The sequence below is a fragment of the Mesorhizobium sp. L-8-3 genome (genome assembly GCF_016756615.1).
Taxonomy (GTDB): domain Bacteria; phylum Pseudomonadota; class Alphaproteobacteria; order Rhizobiales; family Rhizobiaceae.
On sequence record NZ_AP023262.1, the window covers coordinates 4,893,910 to 4,907,784 of the forward strand.

10 protein-coding genes are annotated in these 13,875 nt (G+C 62.7%); 5 read left to right on the plus strand and 5 right to left on the minus strand.

Annotated elements, in window-relative coordinates:
- Positions 1–8: 8 nt before the first annotated feature.
- Positions 9–1,328 (minus strand): glucoamylase family protein, encoded by a 1,320-nt coding sequence (locus JN302_RS22665; protein ID WP_202329256.1) that lies wholly within the window; start codon positions 1,326–1,328, stop codon positions 9–11.
- Positions 1,329–1,391: 63 nt separating this feature from the next.
- Positions 1,392–3,851: a phosphoketolase family protein gene (locus JN302_RS22670; RefSeq protein WP_202329257.1), complete on the minus strand. Its 2,460-nt coding sequence runs from the start codon at positions 3,849–3,851 to the stop codon at positions 1,392–1,394.
- 623 nt (positions 3,852–4,474) lie between these two features.
- Between JN302_RS22670 and JN302_RS22675 the strand changes: the two genes are divergently transcribed.
- Complete coding sequence (locus JN302_RS22675) at positions 4,475–5,065, plus strand: ankyrin repeat domain-containing protein (protein WP_244741898.1); 591 nt, start codon at positions 4,475–4,477, stop codon at positions 5,063–5,065.
- Between the two features lie 42 nt (positions 5,066–5,107).
- Positions 5,108–5,614: a YHS domain-containing (seleno)protein gene (locus tag JN302_RS22680; RefSeq protein ID WP_202329258.1), complete on the plus strand. Its 507-nt coding sequence runs from the start codon at positions 5,108–5,110 to the stop codon at positions 5,612–5,614.
- Positions 5,615–5,646: 32 nt separating this feature from the next.
- On the opposite strand, the gene JN302_RS22685 is transcribed toward JN302_RS22680, so the two are convergent.
- Positions 5,647–7,896, minus strand: a complete 2,250-nt coding sequence (locus JN302_RS22685) for an adenylate/guanylate cyclase domain-containing protein (RefSeq protein ID WP_202329259.1) — start codon at positions 7,894–7,896, stop codon at positions 5,647–5,649.
- Between the two features lie 119 nt (positions 7,897–8,015).
- Positions 8,016–9,656: an EAL domain-containing protein gene (locus tag JN302_RS22690; protein ID WP_202329260.1), complete on the minus strand. Its 1,641-nt coding sequence runs from the start codon at positions 9,654–9,656 to the stop codon at positions 8,016–8,018.
- 98 nt (positions 9,657–9,754) lie between these two features.
- Here JN302_RS22690 and JN302_RS22695 point away from each other — a divergent pair, with 98 nt between their 5' ends.
- Positions 9,755–9,994 (plus strand): hypothetical protein, encoded by a 240-nt coding sequence (locus JN302_RS22695; RefSeq protein ID WP_202334596.1) that lies wholly within the window; start codon positions 9,755–9,757, stop codon positions 9,992–9,994.
- A 21-nt stretch (positions 9,995–10,015) separates the two neighbouring features.
- Here the strand turns inward: JN302_RS22695 and bhcR are convergent, their stop codons facing one another.
- The gene (gene bhcR / locus JN302_RS22700) at positions 10,016–10,843 is read right to left on the minus strand and encodes an HTH-type transcriptional regulator BhcR (protein WP_202329261.1); all 828 of its coding nucleotides are present in this window, start codon (positions 10,841–10,843) and stop codon (positions 10,016–10,018) included.
- Between the two features lie 185 nt (positions 10,844–11,028).
- Here bhcR and gcl point away from each other — a divergent pair, with 185 nt between their 5' ends.
- A complete protein-coding gene (gcl, locus tag JN302_RS22705) occupies positions 11,029–12,810 on the plus strand; it encodes a glyoxylate carboligase (RefSeq protein ID WP_202329262.1) in 1,782 nt (593 codons plus the stop codon).
- A 179-nt stretch (positions 12,811–12,989) separates the two neighbouring features.
- Positions 12,990–13,787: a 2-oxo-tetronate isomerase gene (gene otnI / locus JN302_RS22710; protein ID WP_202305298.1), complete on the plus strand. Its 798-nt coding sequence runs from the start codon at positions 12,990–12,992 to the stop codon at positions 13,785–13,787.
- Positions 13,788–13,875 lie beyond the last annotated feature (88 nt).

Genomic DNA, 13,875 nt, shown 5'->3' on the forward strand with positions numbered 1-13,875 from the left:
GGTGCAATTTACAGCCAACCGCCCGAGAACCCGGCCTGACGCAAACCCCTCAGCATTGGTTGGCAGCGGCGCATGATGTTCCACAGGAGGCCTGTCCGGTAGTTCTCGATCATGAGGACGACCGGGCCCTGATCGATCCCGAAATGATAGGGGCTCACCCACCATCCGGTGGGACTGCCTTCCACTTCGAAAGTCCGGTTGAAGGAGGGCTTGAACCCGTAGAGCCGGTGCGCGCCGAGAGGCATCACGGAAAAATGCCGGACGGTCGGGATGACTATCTCAGGAGCGAACGGCAACGACGCGAGAACGACCCATGGCGACACGGTCCCGTCATCGGGCCCGTAAGGAACTCCGCGGGCGATGTAGTCGAAAAACTCGCGCTCTACGCCGTCAATGGTCCGCTTGCACCACCCGGGACCATCGCTGGCGGTGAACCCCCAGCAGTGTTCCCCGTAGCCGACGAACTCCCTGGGATTGCGAACGGCATATTCCTGCTGCACGAACGTGGCCTGGCGACTGTTTTCGAAATAGTCCGACTGACGCTCGCGCATGAATGCATCCCGGATTCCCCTGAAATCGACCCACATATGCGAAAGCTGGTGGGTGAAGAGAGGGCCGCAGTAGAGGAGTTCGCGGTCGTAGATTTTCCTCCATTGGTAGCTGGAGGTATAGGCCACATAGCTCTCCGGCGGCAGCGGGTGGCTGGGAGAGCCCAGGCCGAGAATGTACAGCAGCAGGCCCTCGTCATATCCGCGCCAGCGATAGGGGATGAACCCGTTCTCGGGCCGCCAGCCATGGGTCAGGGTCGCCTCGCCGTTGCGGGCCCAGTTCCAGTCGGCCCTCTCATAGAGAGAGTTGGCGATCTGCCGGATTTCCGCTTCGTCCGCGGTGTCGCGATCGAAATAGGTCGCCACCGTCAGGGCGCCAGCGAACAGGAACGCCGAGTCGATGGTGGACAGTTCGCATTGCCAGACGCGACGGCCGGTTTCGATATCCAGAAAATGATAGAAGAAGCCCTTGTAACCTGAGGCGTCGGGCTCCGGTCCCTGAGGACATTCCAGCAGATAACGCAACCGCTTGCGGGTTATCTTGGCCGCAAATTCGCGGATGATGACACCGCGTTCCACCACGACGGGGATCGTCGCCAGGGCCATGCCGAGCGCGGCGATGCTGACCGGAGCATTCGGCTCCGTCTTGTCGCGAACCAGGCCGTTGTCGGGGTTCGTCTCGTGCAGATAGTAAAGCAACGTCGTGAATTGCAGCCGGCCCAGTTCCGCATCGGTCGGAGCCCGGTCCAGGTCGATTTCTACCGACAGAGGTCTGCGCATCGGGTCCCGGGAAGCCTCCACCTTACATCGGCCAATGCCTTGGTCGACCGCGTCAAAATCCCTTCAGAGATTGTCTCCCTCGGTCGAGGTTGCCGCATACGATCCGGCGGCGCTCCCCAGCCCCCATCTCCAGCCGCTGATGTCAGGCATGTCGTCGCCGTGTTTCTCGATGTATTGCCTGTGATCGATCAGCTTGTCGTGGATGGCCTGCTTGAAGTAGGCTGCCCGCGCCCCGAGCTGGGGCAGGCGGTCGATCACGTCCTCCACCAGATGGAAACGATCGAGCTCGTTCAGCACGACCATGTCGAAGGGCGTCGTCGTGGTTCCTTCTTCCTTGTAGCCGCGCACATGGAGGTTGTTGTGGTTGGTCCGTCGATAGGTCAATCGATGGATCAGCCAGGGATAGCCGTGGAAAGCGAAGATGATCGGCTTGTCCTTGGTGAACAGGGCGTCGAAGTCGCGGTCCGACAAGCCGTGAGGGTGCTCGTCGGCGGGCTGCAGCTTCATCAGGTTCACGACATTGATGACCCGTACCTTCAGTTCAGGCAGGTGCTTGCGGATCAGTTCCACCGCGGCCAGGGTCTCGAGCGTCGGAACGTCGCCGCAGCAGGCCATGACAACGTCAGGCTCGGAGCCCTTGTCGTTGCTCGCCCAGTCCCAGATGCCGAGCCCCGCCGAACAATGCTTGACGGCCTGGTCCATGGTCAGCCATTGCGGGGCCGGCTGTTTGCCGGCCACCACGACATTGACGTAGTTGCGGCTGCGCAGGCAGTGGTCGGTCACGGACAGAAGCGTGTTCGCGTCGGGCGGCAGATAGACCCGGATCACCTCCGCCTTCTTGTTGACGACGTGGTCGATAAAACCCGGGTCCTGATGGCTGAAGCCGTTGTGGTCCTGCCGCCAGACATGGGAACTGAGGAAATAGTTCAGCGAGGCGATCGGCCGGCGCCACGGGATGTGATTGCACACCTTCAGCCATTTGGCATGCTGGTTGAACATCGAGTCGATGATGTGGATGAAGGCTTCATAGCAGGAGAAGAAGCCGTGCCGTCCCGTCAGCAGATACCCCTCGAGCCATCCCTGGCACTGGTGTTCGCTCAGCACTTCCATGATGCGGCCATCCGGCGCCAGGTGGTCATCCTCCGGATAGATCTCCGCCATGTAGCATCGGCTGGTGACCTCCAGCACGTCCTGCCAGCGGTTCGAGTTGTTCTCGTCAGGGCTGAACAGCCGGAAGTTTCCGGTCTCGAGATTGGCCGCCATGACGTCCCGGAGGAACCTGCCCATGACACGAGCCGACTCGGCGATGGTTTCGCCGGGGCTCGGTACGCTGACTGCGTAGTCGCGAAAGTCGGGCATGCGGAGATCGCGTAGCAGAAGGCCGCCATTGGCATGGGGATTGTCGCTCATGCGGCGATGGCCGGTCGGGGCGAGGGAAGCAATTTCGGGCTTGAGGCAGCCGCTATCGTCGAACAATTCCTCGGGCCGGTAGCTCTTCATCCACCCTTCGAGAATCCGGATATGCTCCGGCTTGTCCATCTCGCCCATCGGGACCTGGTGCGAGCGCCAATAGTCCTCGCATTTCTTGCCGTCGATTTCGGCGGGGCACGTCCATCCCTTGGGCGTGCGAAAGACGATCATCGGCCAGGCCGGGCGCGTCACCTTGCCGTCCTCGCGTGCCTCCGCCCAGATGCGCTTGATCGACGCGGAGGCGGTATCGAGCGCTTCGGCCAGTTGCCGATGGACGTCGGCAGGCTCCCTGCCTTCGACGAACAAGGGCGCGTAGCCCATACCCTCGAAGAATTTCCGCAGTTCGTCCCGCGGGATACGGGCGAGGAAGCAGGGGTTCGCGATCTTGTAGCCGTTGAGGTGGAGGATGGGCAGCACGCAGCCGTCCCGAGCCGGGTTCAGGAACTTGTTTCCCTGCCATCCCGTCGCAAGCGGGCCGGTCTCGGCCTCGCCGTCGCCGACGATGCAGGTCACGATCAGGTCCGGGTTGTCGAAGGCTGCGCCATAGGCGTGGCTGAGGGCATATCCCAGTTCTCCGCCCTCATGGATGCTGCCGGGCGTTTCCGGCGCGACATGGCTCGGAATCCCGCCGGGAAAGCTGAACTGCTTGAACAGCCGCTGCATGCCCTCCGTGTCCTGACCGATGTTCGGATAGACTTCGCTGTAGGTTCCTTCGAGATAGGCGTGCGCGACGAGGGACGGTCCGCCATGGCCCGGGCCGATGACATAGATCATGTTCAGGTCTTCGCGCTTGATGAGCCTGTTGAGGTGGACATAGAGCATGTTCAGCCCCGGCGACGTGCCCCAGTGGCCGAGCAGGCGCGGCTTGATGTGCTCGCGCCTCAACGGTTCCTTCAGCAGGGGATTGTCGAGGAGATAGATCTGACCGAGCGACAGGTAGTTGGAGGCCCTCCAATAGGCATCCATCGCCTGCAGTTCGTGGCTCGAAAGCGGGCCGCCTTGATCCCTGGCGGAAGCATGTTTGTCGGCGGCTGCAATCTTGGACGATGCCATCGGAACCCTCCTAACAACAGTTCGAGACCGTTCAAAGCAAGAGAACCAGCCAAGCGGATAGGCTCGGCACACTCCATGCCGGTCCTCCAGCGGCAAGCATTGTGCGAACATACCGTGACATTCGAGCGAACAGCTTGCGGGCTTCAGCGCCAAGGCATCGCTTGGCCAACCAACGATCGGCGCTCAAGCTGGCTCTTCACCAGTCGACCGATCGCACCTTGATAAGACTCAAGCATATTTCACGGCTTGCGTCACTGCGATCTTGACCGAGGGCGGCCAGCGGCGAACTCAGGCGCCCTGAACGCGATCTACGAACAGGAGGCAGGTGGCCGCACCCGCGACCCCATGAACCCGACCCGGCCAAGGAGCCTCATGGTTAGTGGGGTTCCTCCCTCTGCCATCATGTCGTGCATCCGTTGAGATTTTCGCGAGTATATTGCCCTCAGTTTGATCGCGATATTTGAGATCCGGTTGCGCGAACGATCAGGTGATTGCAATTGTCGATATATAGGAACTGGGAAGAATCCTATTTCCTTTGTATTATTGCTTCAGTTCGATCGCGCGTGATAAGATTCCATAAATCGTTCCTGTTCCCGACAGGCGTCGGGGGTGGAGGATTTGCCGTGAAATCTCTTCTTGGCGCTGTGATCGGGTTGGTTGTCATCACGTCGTCCGCCTTGGCCGGCCCGCTGCACGATGCGGCGCGTCAAGGTGATGTCGATCGCGTCCGGCAGTTGCTTGACCAGGGCGTAGTCGTCGCTGAACTCGATGAAGCCGGCGATCCGGCTCTTATCATCGCATCCCTGGCCGGACGCGCCGGTGTCGTGGCATTGCTGTTGGAGCGCGGCGCCGACATCGAAATCAGAAACAAACATGGACTGACGGCGCTGCATGCGGCGGCATATGGCGGAAACATGGATGTTATAGAACTGCTCGTCGCCAAGGGCGCGGCAGTGAACGATACGGCGAATTTCTACAAGATGTCGCCGCTGCATGCTGCCGCCGAGGAAGGCCATGCCGAAGTCGTGGCGTTTCTGCTGGCGAACAAGGCCGAGGTCGAGGCGCAGGAGCGAAACGGTTATACGCCCCTCAGCCAGGCCGGATGGCGCGACCACTGGGATGCCGCCGATCTGCTCATGAAGGCAGGCGCGGTCTGCCAGAAAGCGGATCTGGTCGGCGACCGGCTCTATGCGGAGTGCACCAAGCGGCAATAGCGCCCGCTTCGACGGAAGCGTGGCCGAGCCACGGAGGTAACCATGTTCAGATCAAGCAGGATCGCCTCGGCGGCGGCGTGCGGGGCCTTTTCGATCGCGTTGCTGGCGTCCGTCGTCCAGACCGCCTCGGCCGACGAGGTTGTGAATACGGGCTATTTCGGCAATGTGGCCATCAAGGGCTACGACCCGGTGAGCTATTTTACCCAGAACGAGGCGGTCCAGGGCTCGCCCGAATTCACCTATCGTTGGCTGGGTGCGGACTGGCATTTCGTCAGCGCCGAAAACCGCGACATCTTCAAGGCCGATCCGGTCAAATATGCCCCGCAATATGGCGGCTATTGCGCAGACGGCGTTTCGTTCGGAACGATCACCACCAATATCGATCCGAAGGCCTGGCGCATCATCGAGGGCAAGCTCTATCTGAGCTACGATCCCGGAACGGCGGAAGGCTTCGAAAAGACCCCGGAGAAGGTCGTCGATTCCAAGAAACACTGGCCCGAGGTCGAGCAGGCGCTCGTCGCGGAGAAGGCTCGCGAAAGCGCCCAGTAGGTTCGGGAATAGCCGGACCAGGGTTTACAGCGTCAGCTGCCGAGCGAGAAGAACTTCAGCGACATCGGTGTGACGTGGACATAGGCCATGCCGGGCTCTTCCGCGCCGGTATTGCGGTACACATAACCGCAGGCGAGGCGGTCCAGGAAGTAGCCTTCGAACTTCTCGCAGAGCCTGTCGTCATGGATTTCGAAGGTCCCGGTGATGTTGGTGTTGGCGCTGCGATAGGCGGTGTTCCCGCCCTTGCCGAAATACTGGATGAAGTCCGTTCCGTTCTTGTGCTTGCCGATCCAGGTCTTGTCGTCGGCCAACTCCGCCAGATCCGTTGCTGCTAACCGGTCGCCTTGCTGTCCGTTGAAGCCGAACGGCCATTCCGGAATGCCGGCCTTGTCGAGACCGGCGAGGTGGTAGAGCCGGTCTTCTTCGGTCCAGTAGTCGTAGAGATAGCTGTAGTAGGTCAGATTGCTGTCAGGAAACAGCTCCAGCAGCTTCGCCGTTTCCTGCTTGCCCCGCTGCATCTCGCCTTGTCGGACGTAGGCGGCAGCCAGATATTCATGCGCAGGTTCGGCTTTTGGCAGCGCGTCGGCCGCCGCCGCCAGGATCGGGACGGCGCGTTCGTTGTCGCGCCCCAAATAGTAGACGACACCGGCGAGCAGCTTGAAGCTGGGCGGCGGCGTCGGTTCGAGCCGGAGCGATTTGTCCAGTGCCGTCAGTGCCTGGTCATGCCTGCCCGCCTGGGCCAGGATCAGGGCCAGGTTGCAGAATGCCTCTGCATCGTTCGGCTGCAGTTCGACCGCCCTGTTCGCCGAGTCGATCGCCTCGGCCTGGCGGCCGTCGACGAGTTGCAGAAGAGCGAGGACGGTGTGCGCGCGAGCGTTGTCGGGGTCGAACTTCAAGGCTTGCCCCGCCGCGTCATAGGCGATCTTGCGCGCTACGGCGGCAGACCAGAGGAAGTTGTAGTCGTTGCGCCAGACATCGACCGCAATGCGGGCAATGCCGGCATGGGCCTCGGCAAAGGTCGGGTCGAGGTCGATCGCCTTTTGATAGAAGGATAATGTTCGACGATAGGTCTCGACGTCGCTGTACAGGAATCCCTCGTGCTCTGCCCGCAGATAGTAGTCGTAGGCCTCGAGATTCGCCGTAGGGATGCGCGCAAGATGGTCGCGTTCGCCATCGCTCAACTTCACCGCAAGCGCGGAGATGATCTTGCCGATCACCTCGTCCTGGACTGCGAAGATGTCGGCATATTCGCGGTCATAACGTTCAGCCCACATGGAAAGCCCGGTCAGGGCGTCGATCAGCTTGACATTTATCCTGAGCCGCGTGCCTGCCTGTTGCAGCGTGCCTTCGAGGACGAAATGGACCCCGAGTTCGGCCGCAATCTCCTGGATCTTGTCGGCCGAATTCCGGAGCGCGAAGACAGAATGCCGCGCTATGACGAAGAGGCCCGACACTTTCGACAGTTCGGTGATGAGGTCGTCGGTCAAGCCCTCGGCAAGATGATCATGTTCGTCGTCACTGCTGACATTGATGAAGGGCAACACGGCAATGGAGGGCTTGTCCGGGAGCGGGTATGCGACCCGCTCGACGGTCTCCGGTGGGCTTGACCTCCATGGTTGCCACCAAAGCAAGCCGCCGGCCGGCACCAGAAGCAGCATCGCGATAGCCGTGGCGGCGAGAATGGGGCGAGAGGAGCCGCCGGCTGCGGCGACCGCAGGCGAGGGTGGCGGAACCTTCACGACTGGGGTCATCAGAGCCTCGGCTTTTTCGTCGAGCCTGATGCGGTACATGGTGACGGGATCGGCGATGTTCTTGACGTGCTTTTCCCCGAGATTTTCGAAGGTGAGGTCGAGCTTGCCCTTGACCTGGCTGAAGGCGGTGCCCGAGAGGTTGATGCCGCCCGGGTCGGCCAGTTCCTCGGTGCGTTTCGCGACATTCACGCCGTCGCCATAGATGTCTCCGTTCTCGTGGACGATGTCGCCGATGTTGATGCCGATACGGTACCGGTACTGCCGGTCTTCGGGGATGCCGGAGTTCTCCGCGCGTAGCGCCAGCTGCACTTCAACCGCGAAGCAGACGGAGTCCACGACGCTCGCGAACTCCATCATCGCGCCATCGCCTACAAGAGCAGCCACGCGGCCGTGATATTGGGCGGCGCGCGGATCGAAAATGTCGCTGCGATGCCTTCGGAACGTTGCCAGCGTCAGCTGCTCGTCCACACCTGTGAGGCGCGAGTAGCCTACCATGTCGAAGGCAAGGACCGCGGCCAGCCGACGTTCCATGCGCAATTCTCCCTGGACGGGAGATTACCTGACGGACACTGGAAAATCCATGACAGCTGCCAGTAGCGCCATCCGCGAATACTTCGCCGCTGTTTGGGCGTCGCGGTGCGCCGCCTGTTTCAGGCGACGATCCTGGAAGCGCCGGGACCGGCGATGGCGGTCGCCTCGATGGAGGCTGGCTGCGGCTCGTGGTCGGCCAGGAACGCGGCAAAGCGGTCGATCGCCAGCGGCCGCGAGATGAAATAGCCCTGGGCGTGATCGAGCGGCGTCGCCCAGCGGCGCAACTGCGCCAGGCGTTCCGCCGTCTCGACGCCCTCGATCACCATGGCCCTACCGGTGGCTCGTATCATCTCGACAGCGTGCACGAGCATTTGCGCCGTCAGGCTGCCGTCGGGCGCAAGCGCGAAGGCCCTGTCGAGTTTCACCCCGTCGACGGACAGCGTCGCCAGGTTGGCCATGTTGGAATAGCCGGCGCCGAAGTCGTCGATATAGATGTCGATGCCGGCGCGCCTGAGTTCCTCGATCTCGCGTTGCGCGCTGTCGGCCTGGATGGCGCCGCTTTCGACGATTTCCAGGGTGATCTCGAAGCGTTCCCGGGCCTGGTCGAAGATCGAGAAGATCTCCCGAAGCGTGTCGCCGTCGAGATCGCGCGGGAAGATGTTGAAGTTGACCCGGAGCCGTACCTGGTCAGGCAGCGAGGAAAGCTCCTCGAAGGCGCGCTGCGCGACAAGGCTGGTGAAGCGCCGGGTCAGATCGTAGCGTTCGACGATGCCGATGAATGCATCGGGAAAGAGGATCGTGTCGTCGACATCGCGCCATCGGGCCAGCACCTCGCAACCCGAAACCCTGCCGCTCTCCAGGTGGATTATCGGCTGATAGGCCAGAACGATCGAGCCCGCGTCCAGATGGCGGCGGAAGCGCGCTTCGAGCGACCAGTAGGCGCGGATCAGCCTGCTGCCCTGGGCTGCGACCCATGCCGCGACCAGGGCCGCGCCGACGAGGGCGACCAGGAAACGCTTCCATTCCGCTGCGAGAATGTCCGCGAGCCTGGCCCTTGCGGCCACGCATTGCAGGCCGGACCCGCCGCACTGGCGCAGGACGAATGCTCCGGCGTGGAGCGGCGACCAGGCGGAGCCGGACGCGAGCCGGTTTTCGTGATGCTCGTTGATCCCGGGAGTGCCGCTGCGATGCCACCAGGAATTGTCCGGCGCGGCAAGACCTGTCTCCAGCTCCACCCATGGATGAAACGGCGTGACGATCTGTTGCTTCGGAACCACCACGGCGAAAGGCTCGCTCAGCGCAATCGTCCCGTGCAGCCCATCGAGCCTCAGGAAACCCAGATCGCGGTCGAGCCATATCGCCACACCGTCCGCCGTGATGTCGGGCGCGCCCAGCGCAACCGGCGCGGCGAGACGTGGTGCCGATATCGAACACCGGACGACGCCGTCAGGGGCATAGATGAACTCGCTGAGGCCATCGGGCAGGAAGGCGACCTTGCGCAACTGGCTGCCGAACGCGGGTGAGCAGGGCTCGGCGGTCACATCCTTGTGCAGCATGGCAAAGGTGTTGCGGACATTCTCGTCGAGACGCTCGAAACGCTCAAGCGCGCTGCCGATCTCGGCGCGCATGACGATGCCGACCTGGCGCGCGGCGACAATGCCGATCAGGCCAAGCACGAAGGCGAAAGCGGCTGCCCAGATCGCGGCGACGATGAGCCGGCGATGGCCCGCGGATATGAAAACGCTGACGAGCTTCGCCATGGCATGTCCTAACCCCGCCCTATTGGACACGACATTCTTCAAGGCCTGGTTAATCCCGACGCCGATGACGTCGGCCCGAGTGGTGGGTCCGGCCGGACATGAATTCGCCAAACCGGCGAGGCATAAGCTGGGGGCCGGGCAAGGATGCCCGGCTTTCGCCGGGGCTCATCATGATCAGGCTCGTCGTCATAGCGCTTCTTGTCGTTCTCGTCTGGTTCTGGGCCCGTCAGGTCATAGGCTGGGCGAGGTCGAGGTCCCTCGACTGGAGCGGAATTGTGTTCGCGCTGGGTTTCGTGGCGCTTGCGTTCTATCTCCGGCACGTGACCGGGATCGGCTGAGGCGCTGGCCGCGCTTTGTGCTCAACCGGCCGGCGGAGTCGTGCCGCCGATCAGCCGCGTCACCTCGGCCGCCGCGCCATGCACCAATGGCCCGAGTTCGGCGAGCCGCTCGACCGTCACGCGCACGGTCGGCCCGGAAACCGAGATTCCTGCGACCGGCTCCGCGAACTCGTTGAAGATCGCCGCCGCGACGCAGCGCATTCCCGGGTGTCGTTCCTCGTCGTCGACCGACCAGCCACGCGACGCGATCTCGTCGAGGTCGCGGCCGAGCGCCGACGCATCGGCCAGAGTCTTCTGCGTATAGGCTTCGAGCCCCGCGCCTCGGACGATCGCCGCGACACGCTCCCGCGGCAGATGCGCGAGGATCGCCTTGCCGATTCCGGAGGCATGGAAGGGGCTGCGCGTGCCGGGGCGGAAGAAAGCCCGGATCGCCTGATGGGTCTCCACCTGGCTGACGAAGACCACGCAGTCGTCCTCCGCGACACCGAGATTAGCCGTCTCTCCGGTCTTCTCCATCAGTTCCTGCATCAGAGGGCGCGCGCGATCGGCCAGCTTGCGGCGCCGCAGGAAGGCGGAGCCGATCCGATAAGTGCCGACGCCGATCGACCATAGCTGGTCGGTACGGTCGAACTCGACCATCGCGTGGTTCTCCAGCGTGGTCAGCATGCGATAGGCGGTGGAGGCGGCGAGCCCGGTCCGGGACGCCACCTCGCTCAGCGACAGGCCGTTCCCTTCGGCAACGACGGCAAGGATGCGCAGCGCCCGGTCGAGCGACTGGACGGAGCCTGCATCTGCCGGCGCATTGAAGGAGCGAGGGCGTCCGCGCTGTCGTTTTTCGATCATTTCCATTTTCTCACTATAGAAAAATTTTTCGGTCCATGGAAATGGGCGGAAGCTGAAAAACCAAAAACCGTTGGGAATCAATTTGAAGCCGAATTTTTCGCTATTTGGAAAATTATTTTGGAAAAATTGAAAAATGACAAGACTGCTGGCATGCTCCGGTCATCACCAAAACCGGAAACGGAGGGAGGCCCATGGCCAGGATGCGCGCCGTCGACGCGGCGGTTCTCGTGCTTGAAAAGGAAGGGATCTCGGCGGCGTTCGGTGTGCCGGGCGCCGCGATCAATCCGCTCTACTCGGCACTGAAGGCGAGGGGCACGATCCGCCATATCCTGGCGCGTCATGTGGAGGCGGCCTCGCATATGGCCGAAGGTTATACACGCGCCAAGGCCGGCAATATCGGGCTGTGCATCGGCACATCAGGTCCGGCCGGCACCGATATGATCACCGGGCTCTATTCGGCGTCGGCGGATTCGATCCCCATCCTGTGTATCACCGGACAGGCGCCGCGCGCCAGGCTGACCAAGGAAGACTTCCAGGCCGTCGACATCGCTGCGATCGCAGGCCCCGTCTCCAAATGGGCCGTGACCGTGATGGAGCCCTACCAGGTGCCGATGGCGTTGCAGAAGGCGTTCCATCTGATGCGCTCGGGCCGCCCCGGTCCGGTTCTCATCGACCTGCCGCTCGATGTGCAACTGGCCGAGATCGAATTCGACATCGAGACCTACGAGCCGCTGCCGGTCTCGAAACCGGCGATGACGCGCGCCCAGGCCGAGAAGGCGCTGGCGATGCTGAACGAGGCCGAGCGGCCGCTGATCGTCGCCGGCGGCGGCATCATCAACGCCGATGCCTCGGATCTGCTGATCGAATTCGCCGAAATCACCGGCGTGCCCGTCGTTCCGACGCTGATGGGCTGGGGCGCCATCCCGGATGACCATCGGCTGATGGCCGGCATGTGCGGCCTGCAGACGTCGCATCGCTACGGCAACGCCACCATGCTCGCTGCCGACTTCGTGTTCGGCATCGGCAATCGCTGGGCGAACCGCCACACCGGATCGGTCGAGAAATATACGGCCGGCAAGAAGTTCATCCATGTCGATATCGAGCCGACACAGATCGGCCGTGTCTTTGCGCCCGATTTCGGCGTCGTGTCCGATGCCGGCGCGGCGCTGAAGGTGCTGCTCGACGTCGCCACCGACTGGCGCCTGGCCGGGAGGCTGCGCAACTGGGCCGACTGGTCGAAAGAATGCCGTGAGCGCAAGAAGACGATGAAGCGCAAGACGCATTTCGACCAGGTGCCGCTGAAGCCGCAGCGCGTCTATGAGGAGATGAACAAGGCCTTTGGCCGGGACACCTGCTATGTCTCGACCATCGGGCTGAGCCAGATCGCGGGCGCGCAGTTCCTGCACGTCTACAAGCCGCGGAACTGGATCAATTGCGGTCAGGCCGGACCGCTCGGCTGGACGCTGCCGGCTGCACTGGGCGTGCGTGCCGCCGATCCCGCGCGTGAAATCGTGGCGCTCTCGGGCGACTACGACTTCCAGTTCCTGATCGAGGAACTGGCCGTCGGCGCCCAGCACAAGCTGCCCTACATCCATGTCGTCGTGAACAACGCCTATCTCGGCCTGATCCGCCAGGCCCAGCGCGGTTTCGCCATGGATTTCGAGGTCAGCCTCGCCTTCGAGAACATCAATCGTACCGGCGACGCCGAACCGGGTTACGGCGTCGACCATGTCGCGGTCGCCGAGGCGATGGGCTGCAAGGCCATCCGGGTGAAGAAGCCGGAGGAGTTCGCCGGCGCCTTCAAGGAGGCGCGGCAACTGATGGAACGATATCAGGTGCCGGTCGTGCTCGAATTCATTCTGGAACGCGTGACCAACGTCTCAATGGGTACCGAGATCGACGCTATCGTGGAGTTCGAGGAACTCGCCGAAAAGAACGAGGACGCGCCGACGGCCATCGCGCTGCTCGACTGATACCCAACGGTCGATAACATCGACCGTTGGAGCGCGCGACCGCGCGCCGCGCCTGCTGGCGCGAAAGCCAAGCGGCCCGGATGGGGCGCGCCGGCGATTGAGGTGGCGTGGATGCCTTAGCATCCACGCCCACTGGATGTGTCAACATCCAGTGGAATTGGAATAAGAGGACCAGGAACATGCCGCGCTTTTCAGCCAATCTCTCCATGCTCTTCACCGAGCACGATTTTCTCGACCGCTTCGAAGCGGCCGCGCAAGCGGGCTTCTCCGCGGTCGAATATGTCGGCCCCTACGACCATGCGCCCGAAGTCGTCGCGGCAAGGCTCAAGAAGAACGGGCTGACACAGGCGCTGTTCAACCTGCCCCCGGGCGACTGGGGCAAGGGCGAGCGCGGGATCGCCGTGCTGCCCGACCGCACCGACGAGTTTCGCCGCGGCGTCGACACCGCCATCCTCTACGCCAAGGCGCTGGAGTGTCCGCAGGTCAACTGCCTCGCCGGTATCGCGCCTGATGGCATCGGCCGCGAGGAACTCGAGGCGGTCTTCGTCGCCAACCTCAACTACGCGGCCGCCAGGCTGAAGGAGGCCGGCATCCGGCTGCTGATCGAGCCGATCAACACCCGCGACATTCCGGGTTTCTTCCTGAACACGTCGCGGCAGGCGCTGGACGTCATCGACCGCGTCGGGTCGGACAACCTTTATCTGCAATACGACATCTATCACATGCAGGTCATGGAGGGGGATCTCGCCCGGACGATCGAGGAAAATCTCGGCCGCATCGCGCATATCCAGCTCGCGGACAATCCCGGCCGTCACGAGCCGGGGACGGGCGAGATCAACTATCCGTTCCTTTATGCGCATCTCGACCGGCTGGGTTATGCAGGTTGGGTGGGCGCCGAATACAAGCCCAAGGCGGGCACGGATGCCGGGCTCGGCTGGTTCGAAGGCTTCAGGGGCAAGGGGAGTGCGGCGGCTTAGGTCGAGGCACGCTGCGCATTTCTTGGTAGCATAGACCTTCAACTTTGATCGTCGCGCTGCCCCTCATCCGGCTGCCGCCACCTTCTCG

Bases quoted from the DNA above. Each gene is read 5' to 3' on its own strand.
- JN302_RS22665 (WP_202329256.1), bottom strand. From the start codon at position 1,328: ATGCGCAGACCTCTGTCGGTAGAAATCGACCTGGACCGGGCTCCGACC.
- JN302_RS22670 (WP_202329257.1), bottom strand. From the start codon at position 3,851: ATGGCATCGTCCAAGATTGCAGCCGCCGACAAACATGCTTCCGCCAGG.
- JN302_RS22680 (WP_202329258.1), top strand. From the start codon at position 5,108: ATGTTCAGATCAAGCAGGATCGCCTCGGCGGCGGCGTGCGGGGCCTTT.
- JN302_RS22685 (WP_202329259.1), bottom strand. From the start codon at position 7,896: ATGGAACGTCGGCTGGCCGCGGTCCTTGCCTTCGACATGGTAGGCTAC.
- JN302_RS22690 (WP_202329260.1), bottom strand. From the start codon at position 9,656: ATGGCGAAGCTCGTCAGCGTTTTCATATCCGCGGGCCATCGCCGGCTC.
- JN302_RS22695 (WP_202334596.1), top strand. From the start codon at position 9,755: ATGAATTCGCCAAACCGGCGAGGCATAAGCTGGGGGCCGGGCAAGGAT.
- bhcR (WP_202329261.1), bottom strand. From the start codon at position 10,843: ATGGAAATGATCGAAAAACGACAGCGCGGACGCCCTCGCTCCTTCAAT.
- gcl (WP_202329262.1), top strand. From the start codon at position 11,029: ATGGCCAGGATGCGCGCCGTCGACGCGGCGGTTCTCGTGCTTGAAAAG.
- otnI (WP_202305298.1), top strand. From the start codon at position 12,990: ATGCCGCGCTTTTCAGCCAATCTCTCCATGCTCTTCACCGAGCACGAT.